The 21149-nt window shown below is 38.3% G+C and carries 23 protein-coding genes and 1 riboswitch; of the genes, 17 read left to right on the top strand and 6 right to left on the bottom strand.

Going from position 1 to position 21149, the window contains the following annotated elements; translation table 11 throughout:
• The first annotated feature begins 37 nt into the window (after nt 1-37).
• From AC0KUU_RS08620 to AC0KUU_RS08595, 6 genes are all read left to right on the top strand, one after another.
• Nucleotides 38-1498 carry an aminoacyl-histidine dipeptidase gene (locus AC0KUU_RS08620; RefSeq protein ID WP_322552048.1) on the top strand — a complete coding sequence of 487 codons (1461 nt, stop codon included), beginning with the start codon at nt 38-40 and terminating at the stop codon, nt 1496-1498.
• A gap of 244 nt (nt 1499-1742) precedes the next feature.
• Nucleotides 1743-2216, top strand: coding sequence for a hypothetical protein (locus tag AC0KUU_RS08615; RefSeq protein WP_013083145.1), 474 nt, complete (start codon nt 1743-1745; stop codon nt 2214-2216).
• 181 nt (nt 2217-2397) lie between these two features.
• Nucleotides 2398-2976: a GNAT family N-acetyltransferase gene (locus AC0KUU_RS08610; protein ID WP_043982458.1), complete on the top strand. Its 579-nt coding sequence runs from the start codon at nt 2398-2400 to the stop codon at nt 2974-2976.
• Between the two features lie 166 nt (nt 2977-3142).
• Nucleotides 3143-3472: a PadR family transcriptional regulator gene (locus AC0KUU_RS08605; protein WP_013057038.1), complete on the top strand. Its 330-nt coding sequence runs from the start codon at nt 3143-3145 to the stop codon at nt 3470-3472.
• Nucleotides 3473-3490: 18 nt separating this feature from the next.
• Nucleotides 3491-4210: a pentapeptide repeat-containing protein gene (locus AC0KUU_RS08600; RefSeq protein ID WP_043982459.1), complete on the top strand. Its 720-nt coding sequence runs from the start codon at nt 3491-3493 to the stop codon at nt 4208-4210.
• A gap of 178 nt (nt 4211-4388) precedes the next feature.
• The gene (locus tag AC0KUU_RS08595; protein ID WP_043982461.1) at nt 4389-5075 is read left to right on the top strand and encodes an O-methyltransferase; all 687 of its coding nucleotides are present in this window, start codon (nt 4389-4391) and stop codon (nt 5073-5075) included.
• A gap of 186 nt (nt 5076-5261) precedes the next feature.
• On the opposite strand, the gene AC0KUU_RS08590 is transcribed toward AC0KUU_RS08595, so the two are convergent.
• The 6 genes from AC0KUU_RS08590 to AC0KUU_RS08565 form a co-directional block, all read right to left on the bottom strand.
• On the bottom strand, nt 5262-6173 hold the full coding sequence (locus AC0KUU_RS08590; protein ID WP_043982462.1) for a LysR family transcriptional regulator: 912 nt from the start codon (nt 6171-6173) through the stop codon (nt 5262-5264).
• A gap of 136 nt (nt 6174-6309) precedes the next feature.
• Nucleotides 6310-6495 carry a hypothetical protein gene (locus AC0KUU_RS08585; RefSeq protein WP_043982464.1) on the bottom strand — a complete coding sequence of 62 codons (186 nt, stop codon included), beginning with the start codon at nt 6493-6495 and terminating at the stop codon, nt 6310-6312.
• A gap of 150 nt (nt 6496-6645) precedes the next feature.
• Nucleotides 6646-6780 (bottom strand): hypothetical protein, encoded by a 135-nt coding sequence (locus AC0KUU_RS08580; protein ID WP_013057043.1) that lies wholly within the window; start codon nt 6778-6780, stop codon nt 6646-6648.
• 138 nt (nt 6781-6918) lie between these two features.
• Complete coding sequence (locus AC0KUU_RS08575; protein ID WP_013057044.1) at nt 6919-8181, bottom strand: dicarboxylate/amino acid:cation symporter; 1263 nt, start codon at nt 8179-8181, stop codon at nt 6919-6921.
• A 52-nt stretch (nt 8182-8233) separates the two neighbouring features.
• Nucleotides 8234-9562, bottom strand: coding sequence for a diaminopimelate decarboxylase (lysA, locus tag AC0KUU_RS08570; RefSeq protein ID WP_043982466.1), 1329 nt, complete (start codon nt 9560-9562; stop codon nt 8234-8236).
• Between the two features lie 145 nt (nt 9563-9707).
• Nucleotides 9708-9890, bottom strand: a riboswitch (Lysine riboswitch).
• 66 nt (nt 9891-9956) lie between these two features.
• Complete coding sequence (locus AC0KUU_RS08565; protein WP_043982468.1) at nt 9957-10469, bottom strand: CBO0543 family protein; 513 nt, start codon at nt 10467-10469, stop codon at nt 9957-9959.
• Between the two features lie 335 nt (nt 10470-10804).
• Between AC0KUU_RS08565 and AC0KUU_RS08560 the strand changes: the two genes are divergently transcribed.
• The 11 genes from AC0KUU_RS08560 to AC0KUU_RS08510 all read left to right on the top strand — a co-directional run bounded on the left by AC0KUU_RS08560 (nt 10805) and on the right by AC0KUU_RS08510 (nt 21147).
• Entirely contained in the window at nt 10805-11923 is a 1119-nt protein-coding gene (locus AC0KUU_RS08560; RefSeq protein WP_043982469.1) for an NAD(P)/FAD-dependent oxidoreductase, read from the top strand.
• Between the two features lie 73 nt (nt 11924-11996).
• Nucleotides 11997-12311: a YckD family protein gene (locus AC0KUU_RS08555; protein WP_043982470.1), complete on the top strand. Its 315-nt coding sequence runs from the start codon at nt 11997-11999 to the stop codon at nt 12309-12311.
• Nucleotides 12312-12472: 161 nt separating this feature from the next.
• A complete protein-coding gene (locus tag AC0KUU_RS08550; RefSeq protein ID WP_043982471.1) occupies nt 12473-14197 on the top strand; it encodes a PAS domain-containing sensor histidine kinase in 1725 nt (574 codons plus the stop codon).
• Nucleotides 14198-14283: 86 nt separating this feature from the next.
• Nucleotides 14284-14547 (top strand): DUF1292 domain-containing protein, encoded by a 264-nt coding sequence (locus tag AC0KUU_RS08545; protein WP_013057050.1) that lies wholly within the window; start codon nt 14284-14286, stop codon nt 14545-14547.
• A gap of 151 nt (nt 14548-14698) precedes the next feature.
• Nucleotides 14699-15943, top strand: a complete 1245-nt coding sequence (locus tag AC0KUU_RS08540) for an acyl-CoA dehydrogenase (protein WP_043982472.1) — start codon at nt 14699-14701, stop codon at nt 15941-15943.
• Nucleotides 15921-16694 carry an SDR family oxidoreductase gene (locus AC0KUU_RS08535; RefSeq protein WP_043982473.1) on the top strand — a complete coding sequence of 258 codons (774 nt, stop codon included), beginning with the start codon at nt 15921-15923 and terminating at the stop codon, nt 16692-16694. The genes AC0KUU_RS08540 and AC0KUU_RS08535 overlap by 23 nt, the downstream gene beginning before the upstream one ends.
• 19 nt (nt 16695-16713) lie before the next feature.
• Nucleotides 16714-18330 (top strand): long-chain-fatty-acid--CoA ligase, encoded by a 1617-nt coding sequence (locus tag AC0KUU_RS08530; protein ID WP_043982475.1) that lies wholly within the window; start codon nt 16714-16716, stop codon nt 18328-18330.
• A 90-nt stretch (nt 18331-18420) separates the two neighbouring features.
• Nucleotides 18421-18984 (top strand): TetR/AcrR family transcriptional regulator, encoded by a 564-nt coding sequence (locus AC0KUU_RS08525; RefSeq protein ID WP_043982476.1) that lies wholly within the window; start codon nt 18421-18423, stop codon nt 18982-18984.
• Between the two features lie 83 nt (nt 18985-19067).
• Nucleotides 19068-19949 (top strand): 3-hydroxyacyl-CoA dehydrogenase family protein, encoded by an 882-nt coding sequence (locus AC0KUU_RS08520; RefSeq protein ID WP_043982477.1) that lies wholly within the window; start codon nt 19068-19070, stop codon nt 19947-19949.
• Entirely contained in the window at nt 19949-20731 is a 783-nt protein-coding gene (locus AC0KUU_RS08515; protein WP_013083163.1) for an enoyl-CoA hydratase, read from the top strand. Before AC0KUU_RS08520 ends, AC0KUU_RS08515 begins: the two co-directional genes overlap by 1 nt.
• A 14-nt stretch (nt 20732-20745) precedes the next feature.
• Nucleotides 20746-21147 (top strand): acyl-CoA thioesterase, encoded by a 402-nt coding sequence (locus AC0KUU_RS08510; protein WP_043982478.1) that lies wholly within the window; start codon nt 20746-20748, stop codon nt 21145-21147.
• Nucleotides 21148-21149: the final 2 nt, after the last annotated feature.

The raw sequence follows: 21149 nt of genomic DNA, 5'->3' as shown, positions 1-21149 counted from the left end.
TGATAAAAAAGCCTGCAGTTCAGAAAGGATGATACATATGGTGCAAACAGTAAATGAATTAATTAAACATCCGGTTTTTTATTTTTTTAACGAAATTTCAGCTATTCCTAGAGAATCTGGAAATGAAAAGAAAATTAGTGACTATTTAGTTTCTTTTGCAAAAGAAAGAAGCCTTGAAGTTATACAAGACGAGGCTTTAAATGTAATTATTAAAAAGCCGGCAGCTAAAGGATATGAAGATGCTCCAGCCATCATTTTGCAAGGACATATGGACATGGTATGCGAGTTAAATAAAGGAACTGTGCATGATTTCGAAAAAGATCCGCTTCAACTGCGAATTGTGGAAGATATGCTTTATGCAAATGGTACTACGCTAGGAGCTGACAACGGGATTGCCGTGGCATATGCACTGGCTTTACTAGATGCTCATGATATAGCTCACCCGTCTCTTGAAGTAGTCATTACTACTGAAGAAGAAACAACTATGGGCGGAGCCATTGCTGTAAATCCAGCTCATTTTGAAGGGAAAATCTTTATTAACCTTGATACAGAAGAGGACGGAAAGCTGCTTGTCAGCAGCGCAGGCGGGGTAAAAAGCATGCTTCGTATTCCCGTAGACTGGGAATCGCCTTCCGATAACTCAGAAACATATAGCTTAAGCATTGGTGGACTGCGCGGCGGACATTCTGGAATGGAAATTGATAAAGAAAGAGGAAATGCTAATAAACTGCTAGGAAGAGTTTTACATGATTTACAACATGAACTTCCCTATTCTTTAAGCAGCATTAGTGGAGGATTAAAATCAAATGCGATTCCCCGTGAATCAGAAGCAATTCTATCAGTTGAGCCTTCTGAGGTAGGAAAGTTAGAGAATAAGATTCGTGAGTGGAACGAAATAGTAAAAAATGAATTACAAGCGGCTGATCCGAGCGTATATGTAAAAATAAACAAATCTTCTTCCGATGAGAAATGTTTTACAAAAGAAACGACAGAACGAATTGTACAAGCTATTATGCTAACACCAAACGGCGTTCAAAGCATGAGTATGAATATCGAAGGATTAGTAGAATCTTCTACCAACTTAGGTGTGATTACGACGACAGAGTCTGAGATTGTTTTTCAAAATGAAATCCGCAGCTCAGTAAAAAGCTTAAAAGAAAAAATAGTAAGTCAAGTGCACATACTTGCTCAAGTAGTCGGAGGAAGAGTTGAAACAAAAGGCAATTACCCTGAATGGGCGTACAATGCAGATTCAAAAATTCGTGAATTATGTAAAACGGTTTACAAAGAAAAGTATGGGGAAGAGGCGGAGATCATCGCCATCCATGCTGGAATTGAATGCGGTATTTTCCTGGGAAAAATCTCTGGATTAGACGCCATTTCGCTCGGTCCCGATATGTACGACGTTCATACACCTGATGAACACCTGAGCATTCCGTCTACTATTAAGACATGGGAATACTTATTAGCGGTATTAAAAGAAGCAAATAAGATATAAAGTTATCAGCATCCCTATAATTTTAAAAAAAGAGCTTCTGTAAAGGAGCTCTTTTTCATTCGTCATTTAGCAGATAATAAGCAGAATTCCGTCAACACGTCAGGCAATTGAGAACATTTATGTAAGCGTTTTACAAATAAAGGTTTTAAAACGGGCCTAAAAGAGGTAAACAATTACTAAAACGATAGACAAATGAATTCAAAACAAGCTCTGCAACTAATAAATTAGTAGGGAGAGAATGTATATGAATGACAATAGTCTTATCAAAGATCCCTTTTTGGAAAAAGGAGAAATTGAATTTTTAGAATTAAGGAAAGACGAAATACGTTATCTAAAGTTCGATCGGTTTTTGAAAGTGATTAAAGCACTTAATCAACGCAGTGATAAAGGCTACCAGAGTCTTATGCTTTCCGTTGATGGCTTTAAAGGTAATTCAAGAGAATTATATGAGATAGAGGAGTTTCGCAGATACGTAAATTTGTTAATTAATCAAGTTCCTCAAATATTATTTTATATTCACGATAAAAACAAAATGACTAATCAAATTTTGAAAAGTCTATCAAACAACAGCAGCCAACCGGCCTCTATAGATCCTAAAAGAGCACGTTTAATGATTGATGCCATACAGGAGCAAGTAGAGAAAACAGAGGATAAAGAGATAAAAGAGAATCTCTCTGAATTCGTATGTAAAATCCAGAGCTTTGTGAATCAGTATTAACAGTTCCCAATAGAAAAGCAGAATCCATATTATAAAAAAGTACGAGAACTCAAAGTTTCTCGTGCTTTTTTATTGGAAAAACAGTAGAGAGAGAAAAGGATTATCAACATAGATTGATAAATAATAAATAATAATGGTAAAGCTTCATATTCTGCCGTGAAATAACAAGGAGGAATGAACATTGCATCATATTGAAATAAGAAGACCAAAAATAGAAGACCGCGCAGAACTCCACGAGCTTTTTAACGAAGTAATCACAGATACCTTTCATAAAGAGGGTCTATCTGAAATGGTGAACAATATACAAATAGAAATTGAAAGTAAAGAACAATATTTAAAAAGTGACCTTGATAGCGGTGGAAAACATCGATTCTTTTGGCTCGGAATAGATACGTGCACCAATAAGATTATTGGCTGTATTGAATATGGTCCTGCTAGTGAATTAATTACGGCGTGTACAAAAGGAGAGCTGCAAGGATGGATTGAAATCGGCACAGTTTTTGTTCATCCAAAGTACCAAAGAAAAGGTGTAGGAACACTGCTTTTACATACTATGCTGCTTACACTTCAAAGCAGAGAAATTAAAAAAATTTGTTTGGACAGCGGATACAAAAATGCTCAGGAAGTATGGAAAAACATATTTGGAATCCCTGATTATTTAGTAAAAGATTACTGGAGCAAGGGGTATCACCACATGGTTTGGAAAATATCAGCAGAAAGTACGCCGATAGTATTTAAGCTCAGCTATAACGAAGAATAAGATGTCTCCTAGAAAATAGCCGGTACGTTTCTACCGGCTATTTTCTCCTGTTAAGCTGTTTACATATGTTTACATATGTGCAATTATATATTAGTGTATCTTATTAAATATAATACCTTGACTGTCATAGTAATATGATTTAAATTATACATAAAGAGGTGATACTTTGGTATATGCAAAAATGTCTTCAGATTTACTTCGGGGACATACAGATACAATGATTTTAAAATTACTTCTCAGCGGTGATAAGTATGGGTATGAAATTAGTAAGCTTATTTATACCTACTCTAAAGAGCAGTATGAATTAAAAGAAGCCACAATGTATTCAAGCTTGAAGCGCCTTGAAAAAGACGGCCATATTCTTTCTTACTGGGGAGATGCTGTACAAGGCGGCCGCAGAAAATATTATAAAATTACAGAACAAGGAAAAAGCGTATATAAACAAAATAAAGAAAATTGGGAGCAAGCGAAAAAAATTATTGATTTATTGTTGTGAGAAAGGATGATGTTATAAATGAACGAAAAAATAAAAAATCATGTGCATAACATTTTGGCTCCTTATCAGGATGTAGAAAATGTTCAAGATCTAGAAGAAGAACTATCACAGAACTTGCAGGAAAAATTTACAGATTACAAAAAAGACGGGCATAATGAAGAACAGGCTTATTATATGACAATCAATTCTATCGGTGATATTACAGAACTGATTCAATCAATGAATGTAGAAACAAAGGAATTAAAGCAAACCGTCCCTATGGATTTTTCAAAGACCGAGCTTACAAAATCTGATTTTCGTTCTGTATCGGTGTATAAAGGGAAATTTAATGCCAGTAATTTGAATGAATCTGATTTTAGCTACGCAGATCTTACGGACAGCATGTTTAAAAGCAGCAATTTAACGAAAGCAATATTTCATCACGTTAATTTAACAGGCGTACAATTTAAATGGGCAAATTTTAAACAGGCCAGTTTTAAAGACTGTATCTATGACAACACGTACTTTAAGCAATGTAATTTAACAGACATTGTATTTGACGAAGAAACATTTAACGGAACAATCTTTGAAGGAACATCATTAAAAAAAGCCTCATTTCGCCACGCAACTTTGCTAAATGTACAGTTCCGAGGATCAGATTTAAAGAAATCTGATTTTGAAGGTGCAAAAATGGATAAATTGACATATAACTTTTTAAAAAGTGCCAAAATAGATCTTAGTAAAGTTACGATTATTTAAAGATAAAAAAGACCTCTCTGAAGGTCTTTTTTTATGGACATATAGCAATTCTTTTTAAGAGCGAGCAGGATAGTTTATTAGAAAGCTAGAACACATTCATAATACGAACGATTACGGCAACAAGGTGGATATGAGAAAAACATATTCGTATCTTTGAATAATAAAGCTTTTATCACTTATGTGGAGGAGTATGGAAATGTCTATATATGAAATTTGGAATGAAGTGGATCTTTATATGAATGATAAGCTTATACAACCTGACCCTGTTCTTGATGAGGTATTGAAGGCAAATCAAGAGGCTGGATTACCTGCCATCGACGTATCGCCTAATCAAGGAAAGTTTCTGCATTTGTTAGCTTCATTAAAAGGAGCTAAACGCATTTTGGAAATTGGTACTCTTGGAGGGTACAGCACGATTTGGCTAGCCAGAGCTCTTCCGAAAGACGGACAGCTGATTACGCTCGAATTAAGCGCTCAGCATGCAGAAGTAGCAAGAGCTAATTTAAAAAGAGCGGGAGTAAGCCACTTAGTAGAAGTCATTGTCGGCCCCGGGCTTGATACATTAGCTGTATTAAAGGATAAGGGAACAGAGCCGTTTGATCTTATCTTTCTTGATGCTGACAAGCCGAATAACCCAAATTACTTAAAGTGGGCTCTAGAATTATCGAAAAGAGGAAGTACGATTATTTGTGATAATGTTGTTCGTCAAGGGCATGTGGTGAACTCAGAAAGTGAAGATGAAAATGTAAAGGGAATTCGCCAATTTATGAATGCTCTGGCTCAAGAAAAACGAATAAGCGCCACGGCTATACAAACTGTTGGAAGCAAAGGCTATGATGGATTCATTGTAGGGGTTGTTGAATGATAAAACTTTATTACACCTAAAAAGAAACGGAGACATAACGAAACTCATCCAATCAACAGCTAGAAGCAAATACATACATGAAACCTGCGTTCATCATCATCCTAAAAAAATCCGAATGAGCTGGATTCTCGACCAAACTCGTTCGGATTGTCCTTCAACTAACATACTTTTGTTCCAGACTCTTTTTTAAAGGAGCCCCAATTTATCTGTCATTTGTTTTTCGGTTAAAAAATTAATCAATTCTCGTACAGCGAATGAACTGTAGCGTTCTTTTAACATAATAATTCCAAGTTCCCACATCATTTCAGGATCTGCAATAGGTACGGTAGTAATATTGGGATCTTTCACTTTGGCATAAAGCGATTCGGGTAAAATAGCAATACCTAGTTCTGCCGCTGTTAATTCAATAATTAAATCCCATTGAGAACTTTTATACGCTATAGAAGGCACAAAGCCTGATTTTAAAGCATCTTGAATTAACCGGTCGTGCAGCGTAAATTCTTCACTGAACATAATGAATTTTTCATGCTCCAATTCTTTCATCCAGACGGAAGAACGTTTTGCTAAAGGATGGTTTCTATGCGCGTATAAAAGAAATCTCTCCTTAACGAAAGGGTATACGTGAAAATGCTCATCATGACCGCTTGTAAGAGGAAGCATAACAATCCCCATATCTACACCAGCCTCTTCCACAAGTGCTTCAATTTTTTTTGCTCCAAATTCAATAAGCTCTAGAGATACTTTAGGGTATTGTTCATTAAATGCTTTTGCAATCTTCGGGAAAAACAAGGTCCCGATGAGCGGAGGGACTCCCATCTTGATTTGCCCTGTTTGCAAGTTCATTAAATCTCCCAACAAGTGAGGCATGTCTTTTAACACCGACAGAGCTTTAGTTGCCTGATGATACACGACTTCTCCTGCATCGGTTAGCTTTAATTCTCTTGTTGAACGATCAAGAAGCTCAAATCCTAGTTCATTTTCTACTTTTTTGACGGCTTTACTTAAAGCCGTTTGTGACAAGTGAACTTGCAGCGCTGCCTTTGTAAAATTTTTATGATTCGCTACCTCTATAAAGTATTCTAAGTCTCTGATTTCCATGTGAAACTCCATTTCTGCAAACTGCTTATCCTTTTTCTTTACTCTTTATTTTAACCACTAAATTATTTACTGTAAATGCGCTGATTAAAAAGGGGGAGGATATATCCAATGAATAAAAACAGGGAAAGGAAATGAGCTAAAGTTTCTGTCGAAATTGATTTATAAAACGAATAATCTTTTTATAGAGAAAAATAGATTTTGCTACTAGCTGATGAGGGATATAAAGACTTTTGTATGTGCGTTCGGGTAAAAATGCAAAACTTATCAAAATAACTGAAAGTCCAAAGGCTGCAGCTGTAATCTCTAGCCAAGAAAACACCATGTCATTCCTCCTTTTACAAACCTATTAATAGAATATGTAAAAGTTCGAAAGGAGGTTGTACGATAGCCCCATAACGAGCAGGGGTATGAAGTTCTCTCTAAAAATAAAATGACGTTAAAGAACGCAGGCGCTGCGCTCTTTAACGTCATTTTATTTTCGTTCTTCAGCTTGATGCTCTTGTTTGTTTTGCTCAGTAAGACGTTTTTGATGAGCTTTTGTTTCTGCGCTTACGTGATTCGCATCATTCGGTTGATTTTTCTTTGAACCTCCTGCAGCGTTACTCATTAGACGACACCTCCAGTCCGGTTATGAAACATACCTTTAGAATGTGCGTATGTACAGACTTTATACACCGCTATCGATATTACTGCACACGAAAAAAGCAAAGGGAGAGTCACTAAGACTGTTCCCTTTGCTTTTTTACTAAGCGACTTTATCGGTGGTGATAATTTTGTTAATCCAGTCTTTTCCTTCTGTAAACCTTGTAACAAGCATCGCTGTTACTGTATTTCCCGTACTGTTTAAAAGCGTAGCAGGGGCGTCAATAATTGTGGAAATGACCGCGATAATGGGCAGAACTTCTGGCGAAAATCCGTAAATTGTAATGATTAACATTTCGCCAATCATACCGCCTCCAGGGATTGCTCCCATTACGGCTCCAACTAAAAAGGCTACGCCTAAAATGCTCAAAATACTCGTAGCAGACGTCATATCTTTGCCAAACAAACTGAATAAGAAAACAATCTTTAGAATACCACCGATAACAGAACCATCTTTATGCGTGTTTGCTCCTAGTGGAATCACTGTTTCAGCAATATCCAGCGGCACACCCATTTTCTTTGTTGCATCTAAATTGACTGGAATAGATGCAGCAGAAGAACAGGTAGCAATAGCGGTGATAGAAGGAGCAGCTGCATTTTTCCAAAACAGCTTAATTCCTGCTTTACCGCCAGCAATCCATGCATATAGCGTAAAGAAACCGAAATAGTAAACGATTGCAATTAATAAATAAAGAATAAATGCTCTAGCGTACCCTTGTAAGATCTTTGGTCCAAGTTCTCCTACTACAGTAGCGAAATAGCATCCTAAACCAATTGGGGCATAGTACATCACAATTTTAACAACCTTCATCGATACTTCTTGACCCGAAGTCAGAAATTTCGCCATAGGCTGTCCTTTTTCGCCAGCCATCGTTGTAGCAATACCGAAAATAACGGCAAAGACAATTAATTGTAAAATGTGCTCTTTCGAAAATAACTGAACAAAATCAGGTACAGTAAATGTACTAACAAGCTGAGTTAAAAGCGTCATTTTTTCAGCTGTATTTTCACTGTCACCCATCAATTCTTTAATGGCAGAAGTATCTACATTATGTAGCGGATTGTAAAGTGATGCGCCTAAAAAGCCTAAAACGGCTGAAACAGCAGCAGTGGCGATAAACACAACGGCGATACCTAGCATAATTTTACCAAGACGCTTCATTTCATTCATGTTTGCGATCGCCGAAGCCACACTAAAAAAGACAAGGGGAACGATAATCATGAACATTAAATTAAGAAACAAATCACCAAAGGGCTTTACGACTGCCACATCCGGCCCGATAGCATATCCTGCTATCCCGCCAATTAAAATAGCGAGAAGCAGAATAAGCGATGATCTGTACGTTTTAAATACACTTAAAACCATAGTTAGATTTCCTCCAAACAACAATAGCTTCTTTACTACGCAAGAACAGCTATTATTTGCTCATTGCATACGTAGTAACGACTGGCTTTACATCTTTACGCACCAAATCTTCGTATGTTTCTCGCTCTACAGCAAGACGAGCTTCTCCATTTTTTACAAATACAACAGCAGGGCGCGGAATACGGTTGTAATTGCTAGCCATTGAATAGTTGTAGGCACCTGTAGAGGACACTGCTAATAAATCTCCTTGATTAACGCGCGGTAAATCAATATCCCAAATAAGCATATCTCCTGATTCACAGCATTTACCCGCAATTGATACTGTTTCATCTTTTTTATCCGTCACTCTATTAGCCAAGACAGCTTCATGTTTTGCATCGTAAAGAGCAGGACGGATATTATCGGTCATACCGCCGTCAATTCCTACGTATTTTCGTACACCTGGAATCTCCTTCGTTGATCCAATTGTATAAAGCGTTGTACCTGCTTCTCCTACGATGCTTCTTCCAGGCTCAATCCAGACTTCTGGAAGGGTATAATTCTGTTCAGTTAACGTGCGGCTTAGCTTTTCTGTCAGTGCATCTACATAATACTCAACTGGAAGAGGAGAGTCGCTTTCGGTATAACGAATACCAAAACCACCACCTACGTTTAAAACTTTTACTTCAAATTCCATTTTATCACGAATGCTGAATAAGAAATCAGTTAAAATATCAATGGCGCGAGAAAAACCATCTACTTCAAAAATTTGCGAACCAATATGACAATGAATGCCTAAAAGATCGTAGTAAGGCTTTTCTAACGCAGAACTTACCGCTTTCATGGCTTGGTCATTGGAAAGACCAAATCCAAACTTGGAGTCTTCCTGTCCGGTCATAATATATTCATGTGTATGGGCTTCAATTCCTGGAGTAACACGCAGAAGAATAGATGCTTTCTGTTTGCGCTCAGCTGCTAAGGCATGCAAAACTTCAAGTTCGGTAAAGTTATCAACAACAAAACAGCCAATATTCGCATCAAGAGCCATTTCCATTTCTTCAATCGTTTTATTATTGCCGTGAAAATGAATGCGTTCAGCTGGATATCCAGCTTCAAACGCTGTAAATAATTCGCCTCCTGAGACCACATCTAGTGACATATCAAGCTTCGTTAAAAGGCTAGCCATTTCCATACAAAGAAATGCTTTCCCTGCATAGGCGATTTGATATGAAAATCCGCTTCTTCGAAAGGCTGAATGGAAGGCCTTGCATTTCGTTTCAATTAATTCTTGATCGTAGATGTATAGGGGAGTGCCGTATTGTTTTTTCAGTTCGACCGTATCGCACTGCCCAATTTCTAAATGATTGCTGCTGTTAATTTTACTCGTTCCATGTAAGTACATACTCCGTATCCCTCCATTTAAATCATTCAACTATAACTTTGAACTTTGATGGTCAGTAGAAAAACACAAAAAAGACCCGTGAAGTGATGTTCACGCGTCTTGGTTTCATAATAATAAAGTATTATTACATTCTAGGCATCAACATCTCTTCAATAGCTCTCCACAAACCAAATGGTTTGTGACAGCTCAGCATTTATTCAATACTGAACCAGTATATGAACACAATGGATGTTTATATACTTCGGCACGAAATCCCTTTTACTTATCTTCACAGACTCCATTAGTCTCCAATAAGTGACTCTTGATTTCATGCACCTCTATTCTCAGAGAGGAAAATTATATTTAAATGTAATTCCTATTATATTTCCTTTTCCTCCGTCTAGTCAATGAAAAGTTAAGGCATAGGAATATCAAAAAAAATAAATAAGAAAGCTATGAAGCTTCCAGATAGAATCCAAGCGACCAGTGCTGTCTTCTGATGAATGACTAAAAGTGAGAACGTGGCAATGTTGAAGAGAAAAGAACACAGCAGCGACCATCCATAATGATGAGTGATACTGTGATTAACATAAGCAATGAACTCAATCACAGTAAATAAAAGCGCCCACAAAAGAATCCACCACAGCCTGCCGCTTACATGCAGCGGCAGCCTTCCTAAAAAAACCGGTATAACAAACGGATAAATAATTAAAGTTATTCCAAGGGAAACCATTAGGTGATCGGGTAGAAAAAGGTGATCAATACCTACAGGGTGAAATACCCATACGCGGTGATGAAACAGCAGCACTTCATAAAGCAAATTCCCTGTGACCCAAAACAGCAAAGTAGGATAGTATTCTTGATACCTTCGCCACTTGCCAAATAGTAAACCAAGAATGATGAAAAATAATACAAATGAAGATTGCATACGCTCTCCTTAAAATAATGGTTATTTCTTTTTATTTACATATTATAGTGGTTTTATTCTTTCATTTTTTTATTCAGAAACTATAATAAAAAAGCGGTAAGCGCAGTGTTAAATATGGGTGATCACTATTTGTGGTTTGCTTCAGCTCACCATAATTCCCGTAAAAGAACTTATTGCGCTTTTGTTTACAATGAAAGGAGCTATATGTCAAAGTCAGCAAGATTCAAAAATAAGCTCAAGATAGCTTCGCCTAGTATGTGACTTCTTTTTTTGCTATGCTAAAGTTGCGTACATATAGCATGAGAATATTAGAAGAAAGAAAAGGGTGTTTTGGTATGAAAACATACATCGTAGTTGGAGCTGGGGTACTTGGAGCTTCTACAGCATATCATTTAGCAAAAGCAGGAGCAGATGTGACATTGATAGATCGCAAGGATGCAGGTCAAGCTACTGATGCAGCAGCAGGAATTGTTTGCCCATGGCTTTCGCAGCGTCGAAATAAAGCATGGTACCGCTTAGCAAAAGGCGGCGCTAAGTACTATCAAACATTAATTCAGCAATTAGAAGAAGATGGAGAAACGGATACGGGATATAAGCGAGTAGGAGCAATTAGCTTACATACTGATGAGCAAAAACTTAAAAAAATGGAAGAAAGAGCATATAAGCGTCGGGAAGAAGCTCCTGAAATAGGCGAGATTACACGTTTATCCGCTAAAGAAACACAGGCTTTGTTTCCGGTTCTTTCGGAAGAATACAGTTCAGTTCATATTAGTGGAGCCGCTCGCGTTAACGGAAGAGCTCTTCGAAACGCACTTGTGAATGCAGCGAAGAAAAACGGTGCAAAAATAATAGAAGGAAACGCAGAACTACTTTATGAAAATAATCAAGTAACGGGCGTTTCCGTAAATGGACAAACCCTTCTAGCAAGTACAACAATCGTAACGGCAGGAGCGTGGGCAAATCAATTACTAGAGCCTCTTGGAGTGAAATTTTTAGCAAGCTTTCAAAAAGCGCAAATTGTCCACTTGCATCTCCCTGATGTAGATACAAAAGACTGGCCCGTTGTGATGCCTCCAAGCGATCAATATATTCTTTCATTTGAACAAGGTCAAATTGTCATTGGAGCAACACATGAAAACGACACGGGCTATGATTTGAGAGTAACTGCTGGGGGGATGCATGAGATTTTTTCAAAGGCCTTATCAATTGCTCCCGGCTTAACAGAAAGCACAGTCTTAGAAACAAGGGTAGGGTTTCGACCATTTACTCCAGGATTCTTGCCAGTCATTGGAGCTCTTCCGGCTTACGAAGGAATACTAGTAGCGAATGGTCTCGGAGCTTCAGGCTTAACGTCGGGTCCTTATCTTGGTTCAGAGCTTGCTAAATTAGCACTTGAAATGGAAATGGAAATTGATCTTAGCGACTATGATGTAGGAGGAGCTATCGAGTCTTAAGCAAACAGAATGAATGAAAACAAATAGAAGTTCGCAAACTATAACTACTATATGATGAAAGGAAGTAGATTGTTTGCGAAAGATTATGATAAGTGCAGCAGCAGCTTTTTTATTTATGAGCGCGACGCCTGTATTAGCGGAAAATAATCCTCAGCCAGAAACAAAAGACGTGCAGTTGACGTCTGAGCAAAAGCAGGAACTGTCCGTGCTGTACAAAGAAATGCTAGCAAAAAAGAAAGAAATACTTTCAAAATATGTGGAGTACGGCGTGCTAAGCAAAACGGAGAGTCAAAACATTTCTTCACATATGGAAAATCGCTATCAGCATATGGAGCAAAATGGTTTTGTGCCAAAGCGACACTGTCATAAAATGCATCATTCAAAGTAATTCCTATTCACATAAAAAAGCGCCTTTACAGGCGTTTTTTTTATGTGAATGAATGGAAAATATCCGCTTCTTTATCTAGTAAATTCTAAAATCCTCATGTAAAATTAAGAGAATGAGAACGAGTAGGAAAGATGTTAGTGAGGGGTAGGTAAATATGAACGATGAACAAAAATAAAAAAATAGTCCGATTACATGCAGAAAATCATTCAGCTGAGGCGCTAGGAATCATATTTGCTTACAAACAAAAAGATGACCATCTTGTTTACAGTATGTATCAAGGTGAAAGCGTTCATGACCAAAAAATACCTCTAGAAGAATGGGTCTCGTATGAGCATTTTTTCGAAGCACTAAACAAAAAGAAAAAGCTTATGTACGAGCTTCAAATAAATGATAAACGCTATGTAGTAAACTTAACCCCTTTATCTTACACAGAAAAGCCTGAAATTATGGGACATTGCGTGAATATAACTAGTTATCAGGAGAAAAAAGAACAGGTTCAGCCTTTTATTTATCATAACGCAGATGCTGTTGCTGTCGTTGACTTAGAAGGGAAAACGCTTCAAGTGAACCCTGCGTTTGAGAATACATTTGGCTGGACGTTTGAAGAAATTCATCAAAAGCCTCTTCCGATTATACCTTCGTTTTTAAAGGAGCCAGTGTGCGAACTTCATAAGACCATTCAATCAGGTGAATCGAAAACGGAATTTGAGACGGTCAGACAGCATAAAGACGGTCATTTAATTAATGTAAGCGTCACACTCTTCCGCGTTGAAAATATGAATGATTGGCCGCTATGCATTGCTTTTGTCTATCGAGATATAACATCACGCAAGCAGGCTGAAACGGCTTTAAAAGAAAGCGAAGAACGTTACCGAAGCTTGATTGAGTTATCGCCGGAAGCGATTATCGTTCATAGTGAAGGGAAAATTGATTACATCAACCCTTCAGGAGCCAAAGCGCTAGGATACAAAAGTCCTCAAGACGTATTAGGAGCTTGTGTTTATCAGTTTGTTCACCCTGATTACTATGATGTGGTAAAACAGCGAATTTATCGAATGAAAACAGAAAATAAATCTGTAGACCTACAGGAAGAAAAGTTTATTCATAAAGACGGTCATACGATTGATGCCGAAACCATTGCCTTTCCTATTCCCTATATGGGAAAGCAGGCCATTCAAGTTTTGTTTCGTGATATTACAGAACGTAAAAAAACTGAAAAATTGCTGCGTGAATCCGCTCAGCTTTCCTTAGTCGGACAGTTAGCGGCTGGTATAGCTCACGAAATTCGAAACCCTCTGACGGCGGTAAAAGGATTTATGCAGTTATTAAGAGAAACGAGCGGTCAGCCTTACTATGTAGAAATGATAAATCGTGAGTTAGATAGAATTGAATTGATTACCGATGAGTTCTTGAGTCTTGCAAAGCCTCAGGCGAAAACCTACAAAGACAAACATGTCCAAGATATTTTAGAGAATACTTTAAAGCTAGCTGAGGTGCAGGGGATTACAGAGAAAATTCACGTAAAAAAAGAAATTGATCTTCATCTTCCTCTCGTATTATGCGAAGAAAATCAGTTGAAACAGGTGTTTAGCAATATATTTAAAAATGCAGTCGAATCTATGCCAAGTGGAGGAACCGTAACGATTCAATTAAAAAGATTTAATCAGGAGAACCTTGTTATCCGGTTTAGCGACGAGGGGCCAGGCATCACGCAGGAAAGAATGCAGCATTTAGGAAAACCTTTTTATAGTACCAAAGAGAAAGGAACGGGGCTTGGACTGATGGTGTGCTATAAGATCATTCGAGAACATAGAGGAGAAATTAACTTTGTAAGTGAACTTGGAAAAGGAACTACCGTAGACATTCTTTTGCCTTTTAAAAAATAGATTCTACTTTTATAAGCATGAAACCTTTTCTAAAGGGGAATACATGTTAGTGAACGAATAATGAGGTTAAAATAGGAGGGAATAAGATGGAACGCATTGAAACGGGAGAGATTTTTACAATTTTAGACGAAAATGATCAAGAGCAAGATATTGAAGTGCTTGGAAAAATGACGATTGAAGGGCACGATTATATTGCTGTTGCGTTTGTTGAAGAAGTTTTAATTGAAACAGAAGAAGAAATTGATGTTTTCTTTTTGAAAATTGAAGATGATGGTGAATGGTCTTCAATTGAAGATGACGATGAATTTGAAAAGGTATCAGCCGTATTTGAGGAAATGACATCCGCGTAAAAAGAGAGGTTAAAACCTCTCTTTTTTTATTTTTAAATAATATAATATTTAGAATTTTTCTAAAAATACCTTGCTGAATTATTTCCCTTCATTTATGATGAATATGTAACATACCAACCGGTTAGTAAGTAAATGAAAGCGAGGGACTACCGTGTATTTTTCTTACTCTGACAAAGTAGTGAAGCTGCAAGAAGAATTGAGCTCTTTTATGGAAGAGCATGTTTACCCAAATGAACGGCTATACGAACAACAGCTGAATGAACAGCCATCTAGATGGTCAGCTGTTCCTCCGATCATGGAAGAGTTAAAAGAAAAAGCAAAGCAAGCTGGATTATGGAACTTATTTTTGCCAGAAAGCGAATACGGAGCGGGTCTAACAAATGTCGAATATGCCCCTCTTTGCGAAATTATGGGCCGTTCTATTATTGGACCAGAAGCTTTTAACTGCGGAGCTCCTGACACCGGCAATATGGAAGTACTGGTTCGATACGGAACGTCCGAACAAAAAGAAAAATGGCTAAAGCCGCTGTTAAATGGAGACATTCGCTCCTGCTTTTCTATGACAGAACCGGATGTAGGTTCTTCTGATGCCACAAACATTCAGTGCAGTATTGTAAGAGAAGGCGATGAATATGTGATCAACGGAAGAAAATGGTGGTCTTCAGGTGCGGGAGATCCTCGCTGCAAAATTGCTATTGTCATGGGAAAAAGCGATTTTAACGCATCTAAATATGAACAGCAGTCTATGATTCTAGTTCCTTTAAATACGCCAGGAGTTAAAATTGAACGAATGCTGCCAGTCTTTGGATACGATCACGCTCCTCATGGACATGCTGAAATTCATTATGACAATGTGCGTGTGCCAGCGTCTAATATGCTTTTAGGCGAAGGAAAAGGGTTTGCTATTGCTCAAGGCAGATTGGGGCCTGGACGTATTCATCACTGCATGCGTTTAATAGGAGCAGCGGAAAGAGCGCTTGAAGAATTATGTAAGCGTATTCAAAGCCGTTCTACGTTTAATAAGTTGCTTTCTCAGCAAGGGGTTATTCAAGAATGGGTGGCAGAATCGCGTATTGAAATTGAGCAAGCTCGCTTATTAACATTAAAAGCTGCTTATATGATGGACACAGTTGGAAATAAAAAAGCGCGGAAAGAAATTGCTATGATTAAAGTAATGGCTCCTGCTATGGCTTTAAAAGTCATTGATCGCGCTATTCAAGCATTTGGAGCAGCAGGTGTTTCAGAAGACACGCCGCTTGCGGCACTTTGGGCAAATGCTCGCACTCTTCGCCTCGCTGATGGTCCAGACGAAGTGCACAAAGCACAGCTTGCAAGACTTGAGCTAAAACCCTATCAAGAAAGGGAGGCAACCTATGCACATAAAGGATTTGTTTGATTTAACTGGGAAAACAGCTATTATTACCGGCGGAGGCAGAGGATTAGGAGAACAAATGGCAGAAGGGCTTGCAGAGGCAGGGGCAAATATTGTTCTATGTTCGAGAAAAAAAGAAGCATGTCAGCAAGTGGCCGATCGATTGGCCCGCCTCGATGTAAAAACGCTCGCCTTAACTTGCGACATCAGTCAGCCTGAAGATATTAAAAATGTCGTGCACCAAACAATTGAAACATTTGGACGTATTGATATCTTAATTAATAACAGCGGAGCTACGTGGGGTGCTCCGGTTGAAGAAATGCCTCTTGAAGCTTGGCAAAAAGTGATGAATATTAATGTTACAGGAACGTTTTTAATGTCCCAAGAAGCTGGAAAAGAAATGATTAAACAAAAAGCTGGCAAGATTATTAACATTGCTTCAATTGCCGGTCTTGGAGGAACAGATCCTCAGTACATGGATACAATCGGGTACAACACGAGTAAAGGAGCGGTCATTACGTTTACGAAAGATTTAGCCGTCAAATGGGGACAGCATAATATTCAAGTTAATGCGATTGCGCCTGGATTTTTCCCTACTAAAATGTCAGGTGCGATTATGGAACAAGGCAAAGATTATTTTCTAAGTCAAACTCCTTTAAAACGCTTTGGCTCCGAAGCCGATTTGAAAGGGGCAGCTGTTTTTCTTGCTTCTGCAGCGTCTAATTATATTACGGGAGATGTTCTGACAGTAGACGGTGGAGTTCATGCTATGTGAATAAGAAAGGAGTAACTTGATGGAAGACGTTAAAAAATGGTTTACACCTTATCCAGAAGCCTACACTCATGACATTCACATCGAAGATATTTCACTATTTGATATGCTGAAAGAAACAGCCGAACGTTATCCTGCTCACACAGCAACGCGCATGTATCAGCATACGTTAACGTACCAGGAGCTGTATCACTCAGTTCGGGTATTTGCAGGAGCACTGCAGAAAAAAGGGATTAAAAAAGGAGATCGTGTAGCGATTATGCTGCCAAACTGTCCGCAATATATAATAAGCTATTTTGGCATTGTAGCAGCGGGCGGCATTGTTACTCAGGTCAATCCTATGCTTGTCGAACAAGAGCTAGAGCATATTTTAAACGATTCCGGGGCAAAAAAAATCATTATACTCGATGATTTTTATACGAGACTTCAAGAAATAAGAAACCGCGTTGATATAGAAGAAGCGATAACCGTCAGCTTGCAAAAACCTTTTGTTCCTGCATCACCAGACCTTTCCTTCCTAGATTTTTTAACCATAAAATATGAATTTAACCAGCCGGTTATCCATCCATCACACGATATTGCTGTTCTTCAGTATACGGGAGGAACGACCGGACCATCTAAAGGTGCGATGCTTACACATACAAACATTTATACAAACGCAGTTCAATCATACGAAATATTTAAGCATGATATTGAATTAGGAAAAGAAAAATGCTTAACCGTTATTCCATTGTTTCACGTATTTGGCATGACTTCCTGTATGCATTTATCAATTCTTTGCGGAAATGAAATATTGCTATTGCCGCGGTTTGATTTGGAAGAAGTACTAAATACAATAAAAAAAGAGCAGCCTAGTATTTTTCCTGGCGTGCCAACTATGTATGTTGCTATTACCAATCATCCTCAGGCAGAAGAATACAACATCGAAAGTATTCGCATCTGCAACAGCGGCAGTGCGCCGATGCCTGTTGAGCTGATGAAAGAGTTCGAACGAAAAACGGGCGCTAAAGTGTTAGAAGGATACGGGTTATCAGAAGCATCTCCTGTGACGCACTGCAACCTGCCGTTTTGTGAGAGAAAGCCAGGTACAGTCGGACTTGGCGTTCCGCAAACTGCTTATAAAATTGTTGATGTGGCTACAGGAACAAAAGAACTGCCAAGAGGAGAGCTTGGAGAAATAGTAATTAAAGGCCCTCAAGTTATGAAGGGCTATTGGAATCAACCTGAAGAGACGGCTCACGCGCTTAGAAACGGCTGGCTGTACACAGGAGATATTGGGCAGATAGATGAAGACGGGTATTTATCCATTGTTGATCGCAAAAAAGATATGATTATTGCGAGTGGTTTTAATGTGTACCCTCGAGATATTGAAGAAGTTTTATACGAACACAGCCACATTAAAGAAGCCGTTGTAATTGGTGTGCCACATCCTTACAGAGGAGAAACCATTAAAGCGATTTTGGTAGTGAAAGAAGGGAAATCTCTTTCCGAAGAAGAGCTCACTTCTTATTGTCGACAGCACCTTGCAGCTTATAAAATCCCGCGAATCTTTGAGTTTCGCGCTGAGCTTCCTAAGACCAATGTAGGAAAAATTTTGCGACGGGCACTACGAGAAGAAGTGGTGAAAGAAACGACGTAAATAAGCTGAACATAAACAAACTTTTTCAAAAGCTCCCTCTAAGCCATGGTATAATTTGTGAAAATGAGAAAAGACAGAGAGGGTTTGACGATGAAAGATTTGATGATGGAACGAAGCATTCAGCTTTTTGCTCAAAAAGGTTTCAAAGAAACGTCGATTCAAGATATTGTAAATGAATTAAACGTCACAAAAGGAACGTTTTATTATTATTTTAAAAGCAAACAAGAGCTTTTAATGGATATTCACCTTCAATATATTGAAAGATTAATAGAAAACCAAGAGACGATTCTTGCAGATAAGACAACATCTTATCCAGAAAAGCTTCACAGCATTATTTTTAAACTTGTTCATGATATTGAGAAAGAAGGTCTTCGAGCTAAAGTGTTTTTTCGAGAGATGCGTCATTTGAGTGAAGAACACTTAGAACAAATCATTCCAAAGCGCGATCGTTTTAAAGAAAACGTACAGGAAATTATTGAAAAAGGCATGGAAGCAGGGCAGTTCCGTTCAGATTTGCCTTCAGATATCGTCACGCTAGGCATATTAGGAATGACAAATTGGAGCTATTTTTGGTTTCAGCCAAATGGTGAAAAGACAGATCGAGAAGTTGCGGCTATTTTTTATAAGATGCTGATGAAAGGTATTGAGTCATAGTAGCTGCTGGGCTAGACAGTGCTCGTAAAAGGCGGGAAAGTATAAGCTCTTTCTCTCCTTTTATATTAAAAGGAGGTTATAACATGAATAGTAAAGATATACAGCGTATTGCTGTTATTGGAGCAGGACAAATGGGACATCAAATCGGTATGCTTTGTGCACTCGGAGGATATGAAACAATTATTCAAGATATGAATGAACAATCACTCATTGATGCAAAAGACAAGCTGGAAGCAATTATAGGCAAGTGGGTTCATAAAGGAAAAATCTCTTCTGAGGCTAAGGAAGCCGCATTCCAAAGATTGTCTTTTACAAACACATTAAAGGAAGCGGTTTCAAATGCTGATTTTGTAATTGAAGCTGTGGTAGAAAAGTTAGATGTAAAACAAAGTGTCTTTAAAGAAATAGATGAGTACGCACCAAGTCACGCCATTTTAGCATCGAATAGTTCAACAATTGTTAACTCGCTTATTGCAAGTGCAACAAACCGTCCAGATCAAATCGTTAACATGCATTTCTTTTTCCCTCCCCTTGTAATGGACTGCGTAGAAGTTGTCATGAGTGAAAAGACAAGTGAAAAAACAGCTCAAACGACAATGGACGTTTGCAAGCAAATTAATCGCACAGCAGTCCTTCTGAAAAAAGAAATCTCAGGTTTTATTGCTAATCGAATTTTAGGAGCGTTGCAAAAAGAAGCCGTTTTCCTTTATGAAAATGGATACGCAGATTTTGAAGACATTGATACGATTTGCAAAAAAGCGCTCAATCACCCGATCGGTCCTTTTGAATTGATGGATCTCTCGGGAATTGACGTCGGATATTTTGTGATGCAGCAGCGCTATAGCGAAACGGGGGATCCAGAGGACAAGCCAGCTGCGTGTATTGAAGAAAAAGTTCAAAAAGGCGAGCTTGGACGTAAAACAGGAAAAGGTTTTTACACATACCACACACAAGGAGTGAAGTAATGATGAAAAAATTTGTACGTGTTGAAAAAGAGGAGAAAACGGCAATTGTAACCATTGATAACCCGCCTTTAAATGTAATGAGCCAGACTGTTGTGCAGCAGCTTGAAGAAACGTATGAAGAACTTAGTAAAGATCCTGATGTCATTACAATCATTTTAACAGGAGCGGGCGACCGGGCGTTTATGGCTGGAGCTGATATTAAAGAGTTTCCTCAGTTAATGGGGCAAAGCGGCATTAAAGAAGAGTTTATGAAAACCCATCGTGTTTTGCAAAAACTTGAAAACATTGAAAAACCAACAATTGTCGTGTTAAACGGTTTAACGTTTGGAGGAGGATGCGAACTTTCACTAACCGCTGATATACGCATTGCCGAAGAACATGCTCAAATAGGTCTTCCGGAAGTGAAGCTCGGATTGTTTCCTGGAGGCGGCGGAACTCAGCGTCTTCCACGCGTAATCGGCGTTTCTAAAGCTAAAGAGTGGATGTTTGCCGGCAGTCCTGTTTCTGCAGAAGAAGCGCTTCATGCAGGCTTTGCCAATCATATAACGCCTAAAGGAAAAGGGCTCGAAAAAGCAAAAGAGCTGGCTAAGAAATTTAACCGTCACTCTCTTCCGTCACTTTCTCGAATTAAGACAGCGGTAAACGAAGGAATGAATCGTACATTATCTGAAGGTCTTGAACTTGAGGCAGAGCTGTTTGAAGAAGTCTTTCAAACAGAAGATATTAAAGAAGGAGTATCAGCATTTATTGAAAAGCGTCCCGCTGTTTTTTCACATAAGTAAAGGAGGAGAAGATTATGTATGAAACACAGGTCAAAGTGCGCTTTTGCGAAACAGACGCACTCGGTCACATTAACAATACGAGCTATTTCATTTATTTAGAAGAGGCGCGTATTGCTTTTTTTGAAGAAATGGGAGCATCCATGCATACAAAAAAGTGGGAGTATATTTTAGCGTCTACTAAATGTGATTTTGTTGCGCAAGGTTATTTTAATCAAGTGCTAATAATTAAAACCTTTGTATCTAATGTCGGCAATAAAAGCTTTACAATTGGTCATGAAATTACCGACAGCAAGACGGGATCGCTGATTGCTAAAGGAGAAGCTGTCATCGTGTACTTTGATTTTGATGCACAAAAAAGCGTGTCTATTCCAGCGGACATTAAGCAGTTTTTGATGAATTATAAAGTAGCTGTTTAACT

The sequence above is a fragment of the Priestia sp. ST2 genome, from assembly GCF_055810735.1.
Note: the sequence above shows the minus strand (reverse complement) of the source record. Positions and strands in the feature narration are given on the sequence as shown.